Genomic DNA, 13,104 nt, shown 5'->3' on the forward strand with positions numbered 1-13,104 from the left:
TTTTTACCGTATGGCGTCTTCAGTGACGTATTTGCCCTTTTTTACCGCCTGGCGTCGCCAGAGCAGCAGAACAAACGTGGAGATAGCGGCCCCCAGCAGCGCCGCGCCAAACCAGCCCGCTGCGGCAACCACACCGGTCAGCCCTGCGTCGTGAAGTAAAAAGAGGGAGAAAATACCCGCCCCCGGGGTAGACAGCCCGATCCCCATCGCCCCAACAATCGCGCCGGTTACCATGGAGCCGAGCACAAAGGAGCCAATGACGCGAAGGGGATCTTCTATCGCCATCGGAATCGCCCCTTCGGTAATGCCCGCGAGTCCGAGCAGCCACGTTGATTTACCGGTTTCAATTTCAAACGGTTTAAACAGTCCCGGAGCCAGCATCGTTGACGCCGTCACGGTAAAGGCCGAGACCATTTTGACGGAGGCAAAGATGGCATAGGGACCGTATACGCCGTTCGCCATCGCGCCCAGGCAAAACGCGTAAGAGGCTTTGTTGACCGGCCCGCCCAAATCAAATGAACACATAAAGCCGAGGATCGCCCCCAGGAGCAGCGCATTCGCACCGGACAGACCATTAAGCCAGACGGTGAGCGTGTTATTAAGCCAGGCCACCGGTTCGCCGATCACAAACAGCATCAGGCTACCCGCCCCCAGCACGCCAATGACCGGATAGAGATAAAAGGTTAAAAAGCCGTTATAGCGGCTACTCAGGCGGATGTGATTTTTCACCCAGCGCATCAGGTAACCCGCGATCAGGCCGCCCACGATAGCCCCCAGAAAACCGGAGCCGATCATATTGGCAGCAAGACCAGCAGCAAATCCCGGTGTCAGCGCGGGTTTATCCGCCAGCGAGTAAGCGGTATACGCGGCCAGAACGGGAACCATCAAAATTCCGAGCATGCCGCCGCCAAGCTTGCGGTACATCCACAGCCACGAGTTTTCCTGGTCGAACAAGTGCTGCAAGCCCAGGATTTGCGCCAGCAGTACCGACACGGCCAGCACCGTACCGCCAGCAACGATCAGCGGCACCGCAAAGGAGATCCCGCTGAGGAGCGCCTGTTTGAGCTCACTTTTTACGCCCTTTTTCGTTTCGGTATCGACGTACTCATGACCCGCTTCGGATGAAGGCCGTAGCGCCAGCGCGCGCTCAATTAGCGCTTCAGCATGGCGCAGGGGCTCCGCAACGGGGACGGAAATCGCGGGGATCCCCTGAAAACGCTCACGCTCTTTGATCGCCACGTCTGCGGCAAAAATGCATGCTTTCGCCTCCTTCAACTGCTGCGCAGTGATGCGCCCCTCAATGCCGTTCGCCCCCTGCTTTTCGACCACCACGTTGACGCCCAGCCTGCGTCCCGCTTTTTCCAGGTATTCCGCAGCCATATAGGTATGCGCAATTCCAGCCGGACAGGCGCTAACGCAAACGATCGTCGGGGCATTCACCGCAACGGCGGCCTCTTGCGCTTCAGGGGTCGCTTCCAGTGCAGCAAGCACATCTTCCGCCGTGGTGGCTGCCATCACGCGCGCCCGGAGATCGTCATCCGCCAGGCGAGACGTCAGTTCCGTCAGTACCTGAATATGTGTCGACCCCGCTTCGGCAGGAGGAATGGCGAGAAGAAAAATCAGCTCAACCTCTTCCGGTCCGTCCACGCCTTCCCACTCCAGCGGTTCGCGCAGCGTTGCCACGGCGAAGGCCGATTCTTTCACGACGGCTGATTTACCGTGGGGCACCGCCAGCCCATCGCCCAGGGCGGTGGGGCCAAGCGATTCCCGATGGAAAACTTCTTTAAGAAAAGCATCGGCATCAGCGATTTTGCCCAGCGCCACCAGACGTGTCGCAAGCTGACGGATTGCCTCATCCCGGCAGGAAAACCGCGCCTGAACGCAAACTGCACGCGGATCGGTCAGGGTCGTCAGGTTCATAGTGATCCTCACATTTAGATCGTTATTGTCTGGGATGGATTCTGGCAGACCTTATAATACATGTATGTGATCACTTTCACTAATAAGCCAATTTGTATTTTATTTGTATTATTTACAAATCATCAGTTGAATGCATAATTCCCTGAAAAGGTATTAAGCAGGCGCAATCAAATGGGTAATAAACCGATGTACCGGCAGATAGCCGATGCGTTTCGCGAGAAAATTAACGCCGGGGAGTTAAAACCCGGTGACGCGCTCCCGACGGAGTCCAGCCTTCAGGAGACGTTCAGCGTTAGCCGTGTCACCGTCCGGCAGGCCCTGAAACTGCTGGCTGATGAGCAGATTATCGAAAGCATTCAGGGCAGCGGCTCTTATGTAAAAGAGGAACGCGTAAATTACGATATCTACCAGCTCACCGGTTTTTACGAAAAACTGGCGGACCGAAACGTCGATACGCACAGTGATGTTAAAATTTTTGAAGTGGTGAAAGCCGATGAGCGGCTTGCGGCAACGCTGGACATCAATCCGGAGGATAAAGTCTGGCACGTGAAGCGCGTACGCTTCATCAAGCAGAAGCCGGTTAACCTGGAAGAGACATGGATGCCGCTGGCAATGTTTCCCGACCTCACCTGGGACGTAATGGAAAATTCGAAATACCACTACATCGAGCAGATCAAAAAGATGGTTATCGATCGCAGCGAGCAGGAGCTGGTGCCGATCATGCCATCAGAGGAGGCGATCGCCGCGCTGGCGCTCGATCCGGCCAAACCGATCCTGGAAAAAGCCTCCCGCGGTTTCCTGAAGGACGGACGGGTATTTGAATACAGTCGCAACTTCTTCAATACCGACGATTACAAGTTCACGCTCGTTGCCAAACGCAGGCAATAAAAAAGGCCGCTTTTCAGCGGCCAACCATGTCGAAACGGACATTTTTTTACTTCAACGCTCCCCTGTCGGGGAGCAGAGAGGACTTACTTAATGATGGATTTCAGTGCTTCGCCGATATCCGCCAGGCTGCGAACGGTTTTCACGCCTGCGGCTTCGAGCGCTGCGAATTTCTCGTCAGCCGTACCTTTACCACCGGCGATGATCGCCCCTGCGTGACCCATACGTTTGCCTTTCGGCGCGGTCACACCCGCGATGTAACCGACAACCGGCTTGGTCACGTGTTCTTTGATGTAAGCAGCCGCTTCTTCTTCCGCGCTACCACCGATCTCACCAATCATCACGATCGCTTCGGTCTGTGGATCTTCCTGGAACAGTTTCAGGATGTCGATGAAGTTAGAGCCCGGGATCGGGTCACCGCCGATGCCCACACAGGTGGACTGGCCGAAGCCGTAATCGGTGGTCTGCTTAACGGCTTCATAGGTCAGGGTACCGGAACGGGACACGATGCCCACTTTGCCCGGCTTGTGGATGTGACCCGGCATGATGCCGATTTTGCATTCGCCTGGCGTGATAACACCCGGGCAGTTCGGGCCGATCATGCGCACGCCGGCTTCATCCAGCTTCACTTTCACGGTCAGCATATCCAACGTCGGGATACCTTCAGTGATGGTGATGATCAGTTTGATGCCCGCGTCGATCGCTTCCAGAATGGAGTCTTTGCAGAACGGTGCCGGAACGTAGATAACGGTCGCGGTTGCGCCCGTCGCTTCTACGGCTTCACGCACGGTGTTGAACACCGGCAGACCCAGGTGCGTGGTGCCACCTTTACCTGGCGTGACGCCGCCAACCATCTGCGTGCCGTAGGCAATCGCCTGTTCGGAGTGGAAAGTCCCCTGGCTACCGGTGAAGCCCTGGCAGATAACCTTGGTATCTTTATTAATTAAAACTGACATTATTTCCCCTCCACTGCGGCAACAACCTGCTGAGCTGCATCCGTCAGACTTTTCGCTGCAATAATATTCAGGCCGCTGTCAGCCAGTTTTTTCGCGCCGAGTTCAGCGTTGTTACCTTCCAGACGTACAACCACCGGAACGTTAACACCTACTTCTTCTACCGCACCAATGATACCGTCGGCGATCAGGTCGCAACGAACGATGCCGCCGAAGATGTTAACCAGAACCGCTTTAACATTGTCGTCAGAGAGGATGATTTTGAACGCTTCGGTCACGCGCTCTTTGGTTGCGCCACCGCCCACGTCGAGGAAGTTCGCTGGCTCACCACCGTGCAGCTTAACGATGTCCATGGTGCCCATTGCCAGGCCCGCACCGTTGACCATACAGCCGATGTTGCCGTCCAGCGCCACGTAGTTCAGCTCCCACTGTGCAGCCTGTGCTTCACGCGGGTCTTCCTGAGACTGGTCGCGCATTTCGCGCAGATCCGGCTGGCGGAACAGCGCGTTGCCGTCAGCGCCCAGTTTGCCGTCGAGGCAGATCAGATCGCCCTGGGTGGTGATCACCAGCGGGTTAATCTCGATCAGCGCCAGGTCGCGCTCCAGGAAGATAGTCGCCAGACCCATGAAGATCTTGGTGAACTGCTGAACCAGCTTGCCTTCCAGACCCAGTTTGAACGCCAGCTCGCGACCCTGGTAAGGCATTGGGCCTGCCAGCGGATCGATCGCCACTTTGTGGATCAGATGTGGGGTTTCTTCCGCCACTTTTTCGATTTCCACGCCGCCTTCGGTAGACGCCATGAACACCACGCGACGGGAGCTACGGTCAACAACCGCGCCCAGGTACAGCTCTTTAGCGATATCCGTCGCTGCTTCAACCAGGATCTGGTTAACCGGCTGGCCGTTCGCATCTGTCTGGTAGGTCACCAGACGTTTGCCGAGCCAATGTTCAGCAAACGCACGAATCTCTTCTTTGCTCTTAACAACCTTCACACCGCCCGCTTTACCACGGCCACCAGCGTGAACCTGACATTTAACTACCCACGGGCCGGAACCGATTTTAGATGCGGCTTCTTCTGCTTCACGCGGGGTAGTACAGGCATAACCCACCGGAGCCGGTAAGCCATACCGGGCAAACAGCTGTTTGGCCTGATATTCATGTAAGTTCATGTGTTCTATCCATCCTTCAGGTAATCGTTAGGTAGTGCTTTTAGTGGCCCGGCAGCCATACGCCGCCGGGCAAGACTGCAAAACTAGACGTCCAGCAGCAGACGCGTTGGATCTTCCAGCAGCTCTTTAATGGCAACCAGGAAGCCCACGGACTCGCGGCCGTCGATCAGGCGGTGATCGTAAGAGAGCGCCAGGTACATCATTGGCAGGATCTCAACTTTACCGTCTACCGCCATCGGACGATCTTTAATGGCATGCATACCCAGGATCGCGCTCTGCGGCGGGTTAATGATCGGGGTAGACATCAGCGAGCCGAATACGCCGCCGTTGGTAATGGTGAAGTTACCGCCGGTCAGGTCGTCTACGGTCAGCTTGCCGTCGCGGCCTTTAACAGCCAGCTCTTTGATATTTTTCTCGATGTCAGCCATACCCAGGGTATCCACATCACGCAGAACCGGGGTGACCAGACCACGTGGGGTAGAAACCGCCATGCTGACGTCGAAATAGTTGTGGTAAACCACGTCATCGCCATCGATGGACGCGTTCACTTCCGGGTAGCGTTTCAGCGCTTCAACGACAGCCTTCACGTAGAAGGACATAAAGCCCAGACGGATACCGTGACGTTTTTCAAACGCGTCACCGTACTGCTTACGCAGGTCCATGATTGGCTTCATGTTCACTTCGTTGAAGGTGGTCAGCATCGCGGTGGAGTTTTTCGCTTCCAGCAGACGCTCGGCTACACGCTTACGCAGGCGCGTCATTGGGACGCGTTTTTCGCTACGGGCACCCAGAGCAGGCTGAGCTGCTGCTGGCGCTGCCGCAGGGGCTTTCGCTTCTGCCTGAGCAGGTGCTTTCGCCAGGTGCTTGTCGATGTCTTCACGCGTCAGACGGCCACCCACACCGGTGCCTTTGATGGCAGCCGGGTCAAGGCTATGTTCAGCCAGCAGGCGACGGATCGCCGGGCTGAGGGCGTCGTTAGACTGTTCTTCCAGAGAAGCCTGCTGGCGCTGAGCCGGCGTAGAGGCTTTCTCTTCAGACTTGGCGCTGGACTCTTTACCCGCGCTGTTGCCTTCACGCAGGCGACCCAGGATCTGACGAGAGGTGACGGTCGTACCTTCATCTTCCAGCACCGCGTCCAGTACGCCATCCGCCGAAGCCGGTACTTCCAGTACCACTTTGTCAGTTTCGATTTCTACCAGCACTTCATCGCGCTTAACGGCATCGCCTGGTTTTTTGTGCCAGGTAGCGACGGTCGCATCTGCTACAGATTCAGGCAGGTCGGGAACAAGAATATCTACGCTACTCATTATGTATCCTTTAATTAATCGACGTTCAGCGCGTCATTGACCAGATCTTGTTGCTGCTTCTGGTGAACGGACATATACCCTACCGCCGGAGAGGCGGAGGCCGGGCGACCTGCGTAACGCAGAGCGGACCCAAATGGAATCACTTCACGGAAATGATGCTGGCTGCAGTACCATGCGCCCTGGTTAAGCGGCTCTTCCTGGCACCAGACAAAATCATGAACGTGAGCGTAAGGTTTCAGCACTTCCTGCATCGCCTGATGCGGGAACGGATAAAGCTGTTCGATACGCACGATGGCGACATCTTTCTGATCGTTCTTACGGCGCTGTTCCAGCAGGTCGTAATAAACCTTACCAGAACACATCACCACACGCTTCACGGCCTGCGGATCCAGCTCGTCAATCTCACCGATGGCTGGCAGGAAGGTGCCGTTTGCCAGCTCATCCAGGCTGGATACCGCCAGCGGATGGCGCAGCAGGGATTTCGGAGACATGACCACCAGCGGACGGCGCATACCGCGCAGTGCCTGACGACGCAGCATGTGGTAGACCTGAGCCGGAGTGGACGGCACGCAAACCTGCATGTTCTGCTCAGCGCAAAGTTGCAGATAGCGTTCCAGACGCGCGGAGGAGTGCTCCGGACCCTGGCCTTCATAACCGTGCGGCAGCAGCATGACCAGACCACACATGCGGCCCCACTTCTGCTCGCCGGAGGAGATGAACTGGTCGATAACGACCTGCGCACCGTTCGCGAAGTCACCGAACTGCGCTTCCCAGATGGTCAGGGTGCGTGGTTCAGCGGTGGCGTAGCCGTATTCGAAGGCCAGTACCGCTTCTTCAGACAGTACGGAGTCCCAGACCTTGAACTGGCCCTGACCGTTGTGGACGTGCTGCAGTGGGGTATAGGTTGAACCGTTAGACTGATTGTGAACCACCGCGTGACGGTGGAAGAAGGTGCCACGGCCCGCATCTTCGCCGGACAGACGCACGGGAATGCCTTCGTCAACCAGCGTTGCATAAGCCAGCGTTTCCGCGCCACCCCAGTCAAACAGCTTCTCACCTGCTGCCATGGACTGACGGTCAGCATAGATTTTCGCCACGCGAGACTGCATCTCGATAGCGTCTGGTACGGTGCTGATGCGTTTAGCCAGCTCCTGCAGACGCTTCATCTCAACCTTGTTCGGGTAGCTCTCATCCCACTCGTGGTTGAGGTACGGCGACCAGGTAAAGGAGTGCATGTTCATCGGACGCAGCTCTTTCACTACGCATTCACCCGCATCCAGCGCATCGCGGTAGAGGTTGACCAGTTCGGTCGCATCTTCCAGCGTCGCCACTTTTTCGCTTTCCAGCTTGTCAGCATAGATTTTGCGTGGCGTCGGGTGTTTTTTGATTTTCTGATACATCAGCGGCTGGGTTGCACTTGGCTCATCCGCTTCGTTGTGGCCGTGACGGCGGTAGCAGAAGAGGTCAATGAACACATCGCGTTTGAAGGTATTACGGAAGTCCAGCGCCAGACGGGTCACGAAAGCGACAGCTTCCGGATCGTCCGCGTTCACGTGGAAGATCGGCGCCTGAACCATTTTACCGATGTCGGTGCAATATGGTGTAGAGCGGGCATCCAGCGGGTTAGAGGTGGTGAAGCCCACCTGGTTGTTGATCACGATGCGAACGGTACCGCCCACTTCATAACCACGCGCTTTCGACATGTTCAGGGTTTCCTGAACCACGCCCTGCCCGGTTACCGCCGCATCACCGTGAATGGTGATTGGCAGCACTTTGTTGCTGCTTGGCTCGTCCAGACGATCCAGACGCGCACGCACGGAACCGATAACCACCGGGCTGACGATCTCCAGGTGTGACGGGTTAAACGCCAGCGCCAGGTGAACCAGACCGCCTTCGGTTTCGATATCAGACGAGAAGCCCATGTGGTACTTCACGTCGCCGGTGCCGAGGTGCTCTTTATGTTTGCCCGCAAATTCGTCGAACAGGTCCTGCGGTTTTTTACCCAGCACGTTGACCAGGACGTTCAGACGACCACGGTGCGCCATGCCCAGTACCACTTCACGGGTACCGCTCTTGCCTGCATGACGAATCAGCTCTTTCAGCATCGGCACCAGCGCGTCGCCGCCTTCCAGCGAGAAGCGTTTTGCGCCCGGGAATTTCGCGCCCAGATAGCGCTCAAGGCCCTCTGCTGCAGTCAGTTCGCCAAGGAAACGTTTTTTCTCGTCTGCTGAGAAATTCGCATGGCCCGCTACGGATTCGATGCGCTGCTGGATCCAGCGTTTCTCTTCGGTAGAGGTAATGTGCATGTATTCCGCGCCGATGGAGCCGCAGTAGGTTTGCTTGAGCGCATCAATGAGTTCGCCCAGCTTCATCGTGTCTTTGCCGATGGCAAAAGAACCTACGTTAAAGCTTTCCTGGAAATCGGCCTCGGTCAGATCGTGATACGCCGGATCGAGATCGGCCACACGTTCTTGCTGCCACAGTCCCAGCGGATCGAGATTCGCATGCTGGTGACCACGGAAGCGATAAGCGTTGATAAGCTGCAGGACTTTAACCTGCTTCGCATTGGTGTCAGGGTCGGAAATCGCAGAAGAGTAACGTGAGGCATCCTTCGCCAGACGACGGAAATAATCACGTGTTTTGGAATGGAATTGATCCGGTTTGACCCCTGTGCCAGGCAACTGCTGGAACATGGAACGCCAGTTTGCGTCCACTGAGTCAGGATCGGTTAAGAAGTCTTCATAGAGCTGTTCAATCCAGCTCTGGTTCGCACCAGAAAGGAAAGAAGAGTCCAGCCAGGCTTTCATTGCGCCGTTCTGCATCGTGATCCCTTAAGCATTTTTATGCTTACTTTCGCCGTAGAAACTACCACGCACACCACGTGTACGTGCCGGGGTTCACCTGCGAGCTCTTTTCATTTGGCCCGCGAAGGAACCTTTAGAAACTGTCTAAACTTCAGGGCAGTTTTTAAAGGTTTCTGCAATTTTCCCGGTGGCGCTACGCTTACCGGGCCTACTGTTACGTAGGCCGGATAAGCGCAGCGCCATCCGGCGTTTTTACTTACGCACTGCGCTGCAGCAGCATCGACTTAATATGGCCGATGGCGCGCGTCGGGTTCAGTCCCTTCGGACATACACTGACGCAGTTCATGATGCTATGGCAGCGGAATACGCTGAAAGCGTCACTCAGTCCTTCCAGACGACTCTCGGTTTCGGTGTCGCGGCTATCGATCAGGAAGCGATAGGCAGCCAGCAGACCGGCCGGGCCGATAAACTTGTCCGGGTTCCACCAGAACGACGGACAGGACGTTGAACAACATGCGCAGAGAATACACTCGTACAACCCATCGAGTTTTTCACGCTGCTCAGGAGACTGTAAGTGCTCGCGAGCGGGTGGATTTTGCCCATTATTCAATAAGTAAGGCTTAATCTTCTCATATTGTGCATAGAATTGCCCCATGTCTACCACCAAATCACGCACGACCGGCAGGCCTGGCAGAGGACGGATAACAATTTTCTGACCAGGACGCTGCAACGCGGAAATGGGCGTGATGCAGGCCAGGCCATTTTTGCCGTTCATGTTCACGCCATCAGAGCCGCAGACCCCTTCACGGCAGGAGCGACGGAACGACAGTGTCGGATCTTTTTCTTTCAGCTGGATTAACGCATCCAGCAGCATCATGTCGCGACCTTCTTCCGCTTCCAGGGTGTAGTCCTGCATACGCGGAGCATCATCAACATCCGGGTTATAACGATAAACTGAGAATTCGAGTTTCATTATCCTGTCTCCGCATTAGTAAGTACGAATCTTCGGCGGGAACGCCGGACGCAGTTTCGGTTCCATGTTGACGCTACGACGCGTCATGGATTCCGACTCTGGCAGATACAGGGAATGGCACAGCCAGTTTTCGTCATCACGATCCGGGAAGTCGAAGCGGCTATGCGCGCCACGGCTCTCGGTACGGAAGTTTGCCGACATCGCGGTCGCGAATGCGGTTTCCATCAGGTTATCCAGCTCCAGGCATTCAACGCGCTGGGTGTTGAACTCGCTGGAGGTGTCATCCAGACGGGCATTTTTCAGACGCTCGCGGATCGTTTTCAGCTGCTCAAGACCTTTGGCCATAGCGTCACCTTCGCGGAATACCGAGAAGTTATGCTGCATGCATTCCTGCAGTGCTTTACGGATTTCCACCGGATCTTCGCCGTTACGGTTGCCGTTCCAGCGGTTGAGCCGCTCAAGAGAGGCATCAATTTCGTCGTCGGTCGCGTCACGCAGCGCGCCCTGCTCGGCAATGGATTCCTGCAGATGCAGACCGACTGCACGGCCGAATACCACCAGGTCCAGCAGCGAGTTGCCGCCGAGACGGTTTGCGCCGTGAACGGATACGCAGGCAATTTCACCTACGGCGAACAGGCCAGGAATAACCACATCTTCGCCCTGCTCGTTCACGGTCAACGCCTGACCGGTCACTTTGGTCGGAATACCGCCCATCATGTAGTGGCAGGTTGGGATAACAGGAATTGGCTCTTTCACCGGGTCGACGTGCGCGAAGGTACGAGACAGCTCCAGAATGCCCGGCAGACGGGATTCCAGCACCTCTTTACCCAGATGGTCGAGTTTCAGCTTCGCGTGTGGACCCCATGGGCCATCACAGCCGCGGCCTTCACGGATTTCGATCATGATGGAACGCGCCACCACGTCACGACCCGCCAGGTCTTTCGCATTCGGGGCATAACGCTCCATGAAGCGTTCGCCGTGTTTGTTCAGCAGGTAGCCGCCTTCACCACGGCAGCCTTCTGTTACCAGAACGCCGGCACCGGCGATACCGGTTGGGTGGAACTGCCACATTTCCATATCCTGAACCGGCACGCCTGCGCGGATTGCCATGCCGACACCGTCACCGGTGTTGATGTGGGCGTTGGTGGTGGACTGGTAAATACGGCCTGCACCGCCGGTGGCCAGCACGGTTGCGCGGGCTTTGAAGTAAACGACTTCACCGGTTTCGATACACAGCGCGGTACAACCGACCACTGCGCCATCGGCATTTTTCACCAGATCCAGCGCATACCACTCGGAGAAGATGGTGGTGTGGTTTTTCAGGTTCTGCTGATACAGGGTGTGCAGCAGTGCGTGGCCTGTACGGTCAGCCGCCGCTGCGGTACGTGCCGCCTGCTCGCCGCCGAAGTTTTTCGACTGGCCGCCAAACGGACGCTGATAGATGGTGCCGTTTTCCAGACGGGAGAACGGCAGCCCCATGTGGTCCAGCTCCAGAATCGCTTCCGGGCCGGTCTTACACATATATTCGATGGCATCCTGGTCGCCGATGTAGTCGGAACCTTTTACCGTGTCGTACATGTGCCATTCCCAGTTATCTTCATGGGAGTTACCCAGCGCAACGGTAATACCGCCCTGCGCGGATACTGTGTGGGAACGGGTCGGGAACACTTTAGAGAGCAGCGCACAGGTCTGGCCGCTCTGGGAAATTTGCAGTGCGGCACGCATACCTGCGCCACCGGCACCAATCACAACAGCATCAAATTCTCTGACTGGCAGTTTCATTACACACCCCACACCACAACGAATCCATAAATAACGTAAACCACCAGTGCAACGACAATGGCCAGCTGCAGAGGAAGGCGAATCGCCAGCGGTTTAACGTAATCGGTCAACACCTGCCACATACCAATCCACGCATGAATAAGGATGGAGAACAGCGCCAGCAGGGTGAACACTTTGGTGAAGGCGGATCCGAAGAACCCACTCCAGATTTCCCACGTCAGCGTACCGCTGGTCGCGAAGAAACCAATCATATAGATGATGTAAAGGGTGAGAACGATGGCGGTAGCACGGACAAGAATGAAGTCATGTACGCCGTTGCGTCCTAATGCGGAGGCGTTGCTTACCATACGAGAACTCCTGCGAGAAGTGAAAGCACGACAGTAATCACAAATGAAATGTTAGCGGAGCGTTTCCCGGCTTCGAACGTCTCTTCCAGGTAGCCAAAGTCCATCAGCATATGACGAACACCCACGACGACGTGGTACGCCAGCGCGGTCAGAATGCCCCACATGATGAATTTCACGAAGAAGCTGTTCATGATGGCAGAGGCCTGGAGGAATCCTTCAGGGGAGGAGAGGCTGGTACCCAGTAACCACAGCAGAATGCCGACCGCCACAAACGTAATTACACCTGAAACACGGTGCAGAATGGACGCTATTGCTGTTACGGGGAACCGGATCGTTTTCAGATCCAGATTGACAGGTCTTTGTTTTTTCACATTTCTTATCATGAATAACGCCCACATGCTGTTCTTATTGTTTCCTTCCTCCGGACTGCGATGCGGGTCAAGCAGCGTTCCTTTTCTATAACTGCGCGTCATGCAAAACAATGCTTCCAGATGCTTCAACGACACATTACAACGCTGGGTGGCTCGGGATTGCAGGGTGTTCCGGAGACCTGGCGGCAGTATAGGCCGTTCACAAAATCATTACAATTAACCTACATACAGTTTGTCGGGTTTTCTCTGGAACAGTGATCAGGGTCACGATAACAACATCTTTTTAATTTTTAATCATCTGATTTGACAAATGTTAAACAATATTGTTACAAACGTCATCAGAAAAGGCATATAATGCGCAAAAGTTATGAGGTCTCTCTTTCACCTGACAAATAGTTATGTAACAGTGTGATGGTATTGACCGAAGTTATCAGGACAGTTATTAGTGATATACAGGTTTGAATAATTCGGACTGCAAAAACGCTGATTTGCTGTTGTTTCACTGATATTTCATTCGTTTACCTGCAAGGCGCCATAGCTCTGTACCCTGGTTTGTCCTCGTGAGCTGAGCGGTAAGCCAAATAACAATCTGG

The 13,104-nt window shown here is 55.4% G+C and carries 10 protein-coding genes; 1 reads left to right on the forward strand and 9 read right to left on the reverse strand.

Annotated features, from left to right (window positions below; genetic code table 11):
- Window positions 1-3: 3 nt before the first annotated feature.
- Window positions 4-1,920 carry a PTS 2-O-a-mannosyl-D-glycerate transporter subunit IIABC gene (gene mngA / locus ACOTYN_RS04775; protein WP_332956581.1) on the reverse strand — a complete coding sequence of 639 codons (1,917 nt, stop codon included), beginning with the start codon at window positions 1,918-1,920 and terminating at the stop codon, window positions 4-6.
- A 171-nt stretch (window positions 1,921-2,091) separates the two neighbouring features.
- Between mngA and ACOTYN_RS04780 the strand changes: the two genes are divergently transcribed.
- Window positions 2,092-2,808, forward strand: a complete 717-nt coding sequence (locus ACOTYN_RS04780) for a GntR family transcriptional regulator (RefSeq protein WP_071922469.1) — start codon at window positions 2,092-2,094, stop codon at window positions 2,806-2,808.
- Window positions 2,809-2,891: 83 nt separating this feature from the next.
- On the opposite strand, the gene sucD is transcribed toward ACOTYN_RS04780, so the two are convergent.
- The 8 genes from sucD to sdhC form a co-directional block, all read right to left on the reverse strand.
- Window positions 2,892-3,761, reverse strand: coding sequence for a succinate--CoA ligase subunit alpha (gene sucD, locus ACOTYN_RS04785; protein ID WP_008501094.1), 870 nt, complete (start codon window positions 3,759-3,761; stop codon window positions 2,892-2,894).
- Window positions 3,761-4,927 carry an ADP-forming succinate--CoA ligase subunit beta gene (gene sucC, locus ACOTYN_RS04790; RefSeq protein WP_006809579.1) on the reverse strand — a complete coding sequence of 389 codons (1,167 nt, stop codon included), beginning with the start codon at window positions 4,925-4,927 and terminating at the stop codon, window positions 3,761-3,763. Before sucC ends, sucD begins: the two co-directional genes overlap by 1 nt.
- 83 nt (window positions 4,928-5,010) lie before the next feature.
- Entirely contained in the window at window positions 5,011-6,234 is a 1,224-nt protein-coding gene (odhB, locus tag ACOTYN_RS04795; protein WP_014883039.1) for a 2-oxoglutarate dehydrogenase complex dihydrolipoyllysine-residue succinyltransferase, read from the reverse strand.
- Window positions 6,235-6,248: 14 nt separating this feature from the next.
- Window positions 6,249-9,056 carry a 2-oxoglutarate dehydrogenase E1 component gene (sucA, locus tag ACOTYN_RS04800; RefSeq protein ID WP_014883038.1) on the reverse strand — a complete coding sequence of 936 codons (2,808 nt, stop codon included), beginning with the start codon at window positions 9,054-9,056 and terminating at the stop codon, window positions 6,249-6,251.
- Between the two features lie 238 nt (window positions 9,057-9,294).
- Complete coding sequence (gene sdhB, locus ACOTYN_RS04805; RefSeq protein ID WP_014883037.1) at window positions 9,295-10,011, reverse strand: succinate dehydrogenase iron-sulfur subunit SdhB; 717 nt, start codon at window positions 10,009-10,011, stop codon at window positions 9,295-9,297.
- Between the two features lie 15 nt (window positions 10,012-10,026).
- Entirely contained in the window at window positions 10,027-11,793 is a 1,767-nt protein-coding gene (gene sdhA, locus ACOTYN_RS04810) for a succinate dehydrogenase flavoprotein subunit (RefSeq protein ID WP_045281596.1), read from the reverse strand.
- Entirely contained in the window at window positions 11,793-12,140 is a 348-nt protein-coding gene (sdhD, locus tag ACOTYN_RS04815) for a succinate dehydrogenase membrane anchor subunit (RefSeq protein WP_008501088.1), read from the reverse strand. The genes sdhA and sdhD overlap by 1 nt, the downstream gene beginning before the upstream one ends.
- A complete protein-coding gene (gene sdhC / locus ACOTYN_RS04820; RefSeq protein ID WP_020684965.1) occupies window positions 12,134-12,538 on the reverse strand; it encodes a succinate dehydrogenase cytochrome b556 subunit in 405 nt (134 codons plus the stop codon). Before sdhC ends, sdhD begins: the two co-directional genes overlap by 7 nt.
- Window positions 12,539-13,104: the final 566 nt, after the last annotated feature.

Source organism: Enterobacter cloacae complex sp. IR5458 (genome assembly GCF_049238025.1).
GTDB classification, from domain to species: Bacteria; Pseudomonadota; Gammaproteobacteria; order Enterobacterales; family Enterobacteriaceae; genus Enterobacter; species Enterobacter kobei.

Bases quoted from the DNA above. Each gene is read 5' to 3' on its own strand.
- ACOTYN_RS04780 (WP_071922469.1), top strand. From the start codon at position 2,092: ATGGGTAATAAACCGATGTACCGGCAGATAGCCGATGCGTTTCGCGAG.
- sdhB (WP_014883037.1), bottom strand. From the start codon at position 10,011: ATGAAACTCGAATTCTCAGTTTATCGTTATAACCCGGATGTTGATGAT.
- sucD (WP_008501094.1), bottom strand. From the start codon at position 3,761: ATGTCAGTTTTAATTAATAAAGATACCAAGGTTATCTGCCAGGGCTTC.
- sucA (WP_014883038.1), bottom strand. From the start codon at position 9,056: ATGCAGAACGGCGCAATGAAAGCCTGGCTGGACTCTTCTTTCCTTTCT.
- mngA (WP_332956581.1), bottom strand. From the start codon at position 1,920: ATGAACCTGACGACCCTGACCGATCCGCGTGCAGTTTGCGTTCAGGCG.
- odhB (WP_014883039.1), bottom strand. From the start codon at position 6,234: ATGAGTAGCGTAGATATTCTTGTTCCCGACCTGCCTGAATCTGTAGCA.
- sdhA (WP_045281596.1), bottom strand. From the start codon at position 11,793: ATGAAACTGCCAGTCAGAGAATTTGATGCTGTTGTGATTGGTGCCGGT.
- sucC (WP_006809579.1), bottom strand. From the start codon at position 4,927: ATGAACTTACATGAATATCAGGCCAAACAGCTGTTTGCCCGGTATGGC.
- sdhC (WP_020684965.1), bottom strand. From the start codon at position 12,538: ATGTGGGCGTTATTCATGATAAGAAATGTGAAAAAACAAAGACCTGTC.
- sdhD (WP_008501088.1), bottom strand. From the start codon at position 12,140: ATGGTAAGCAACGCCTCCGCATTAGGACGCAACGGCGTACATGACTTC.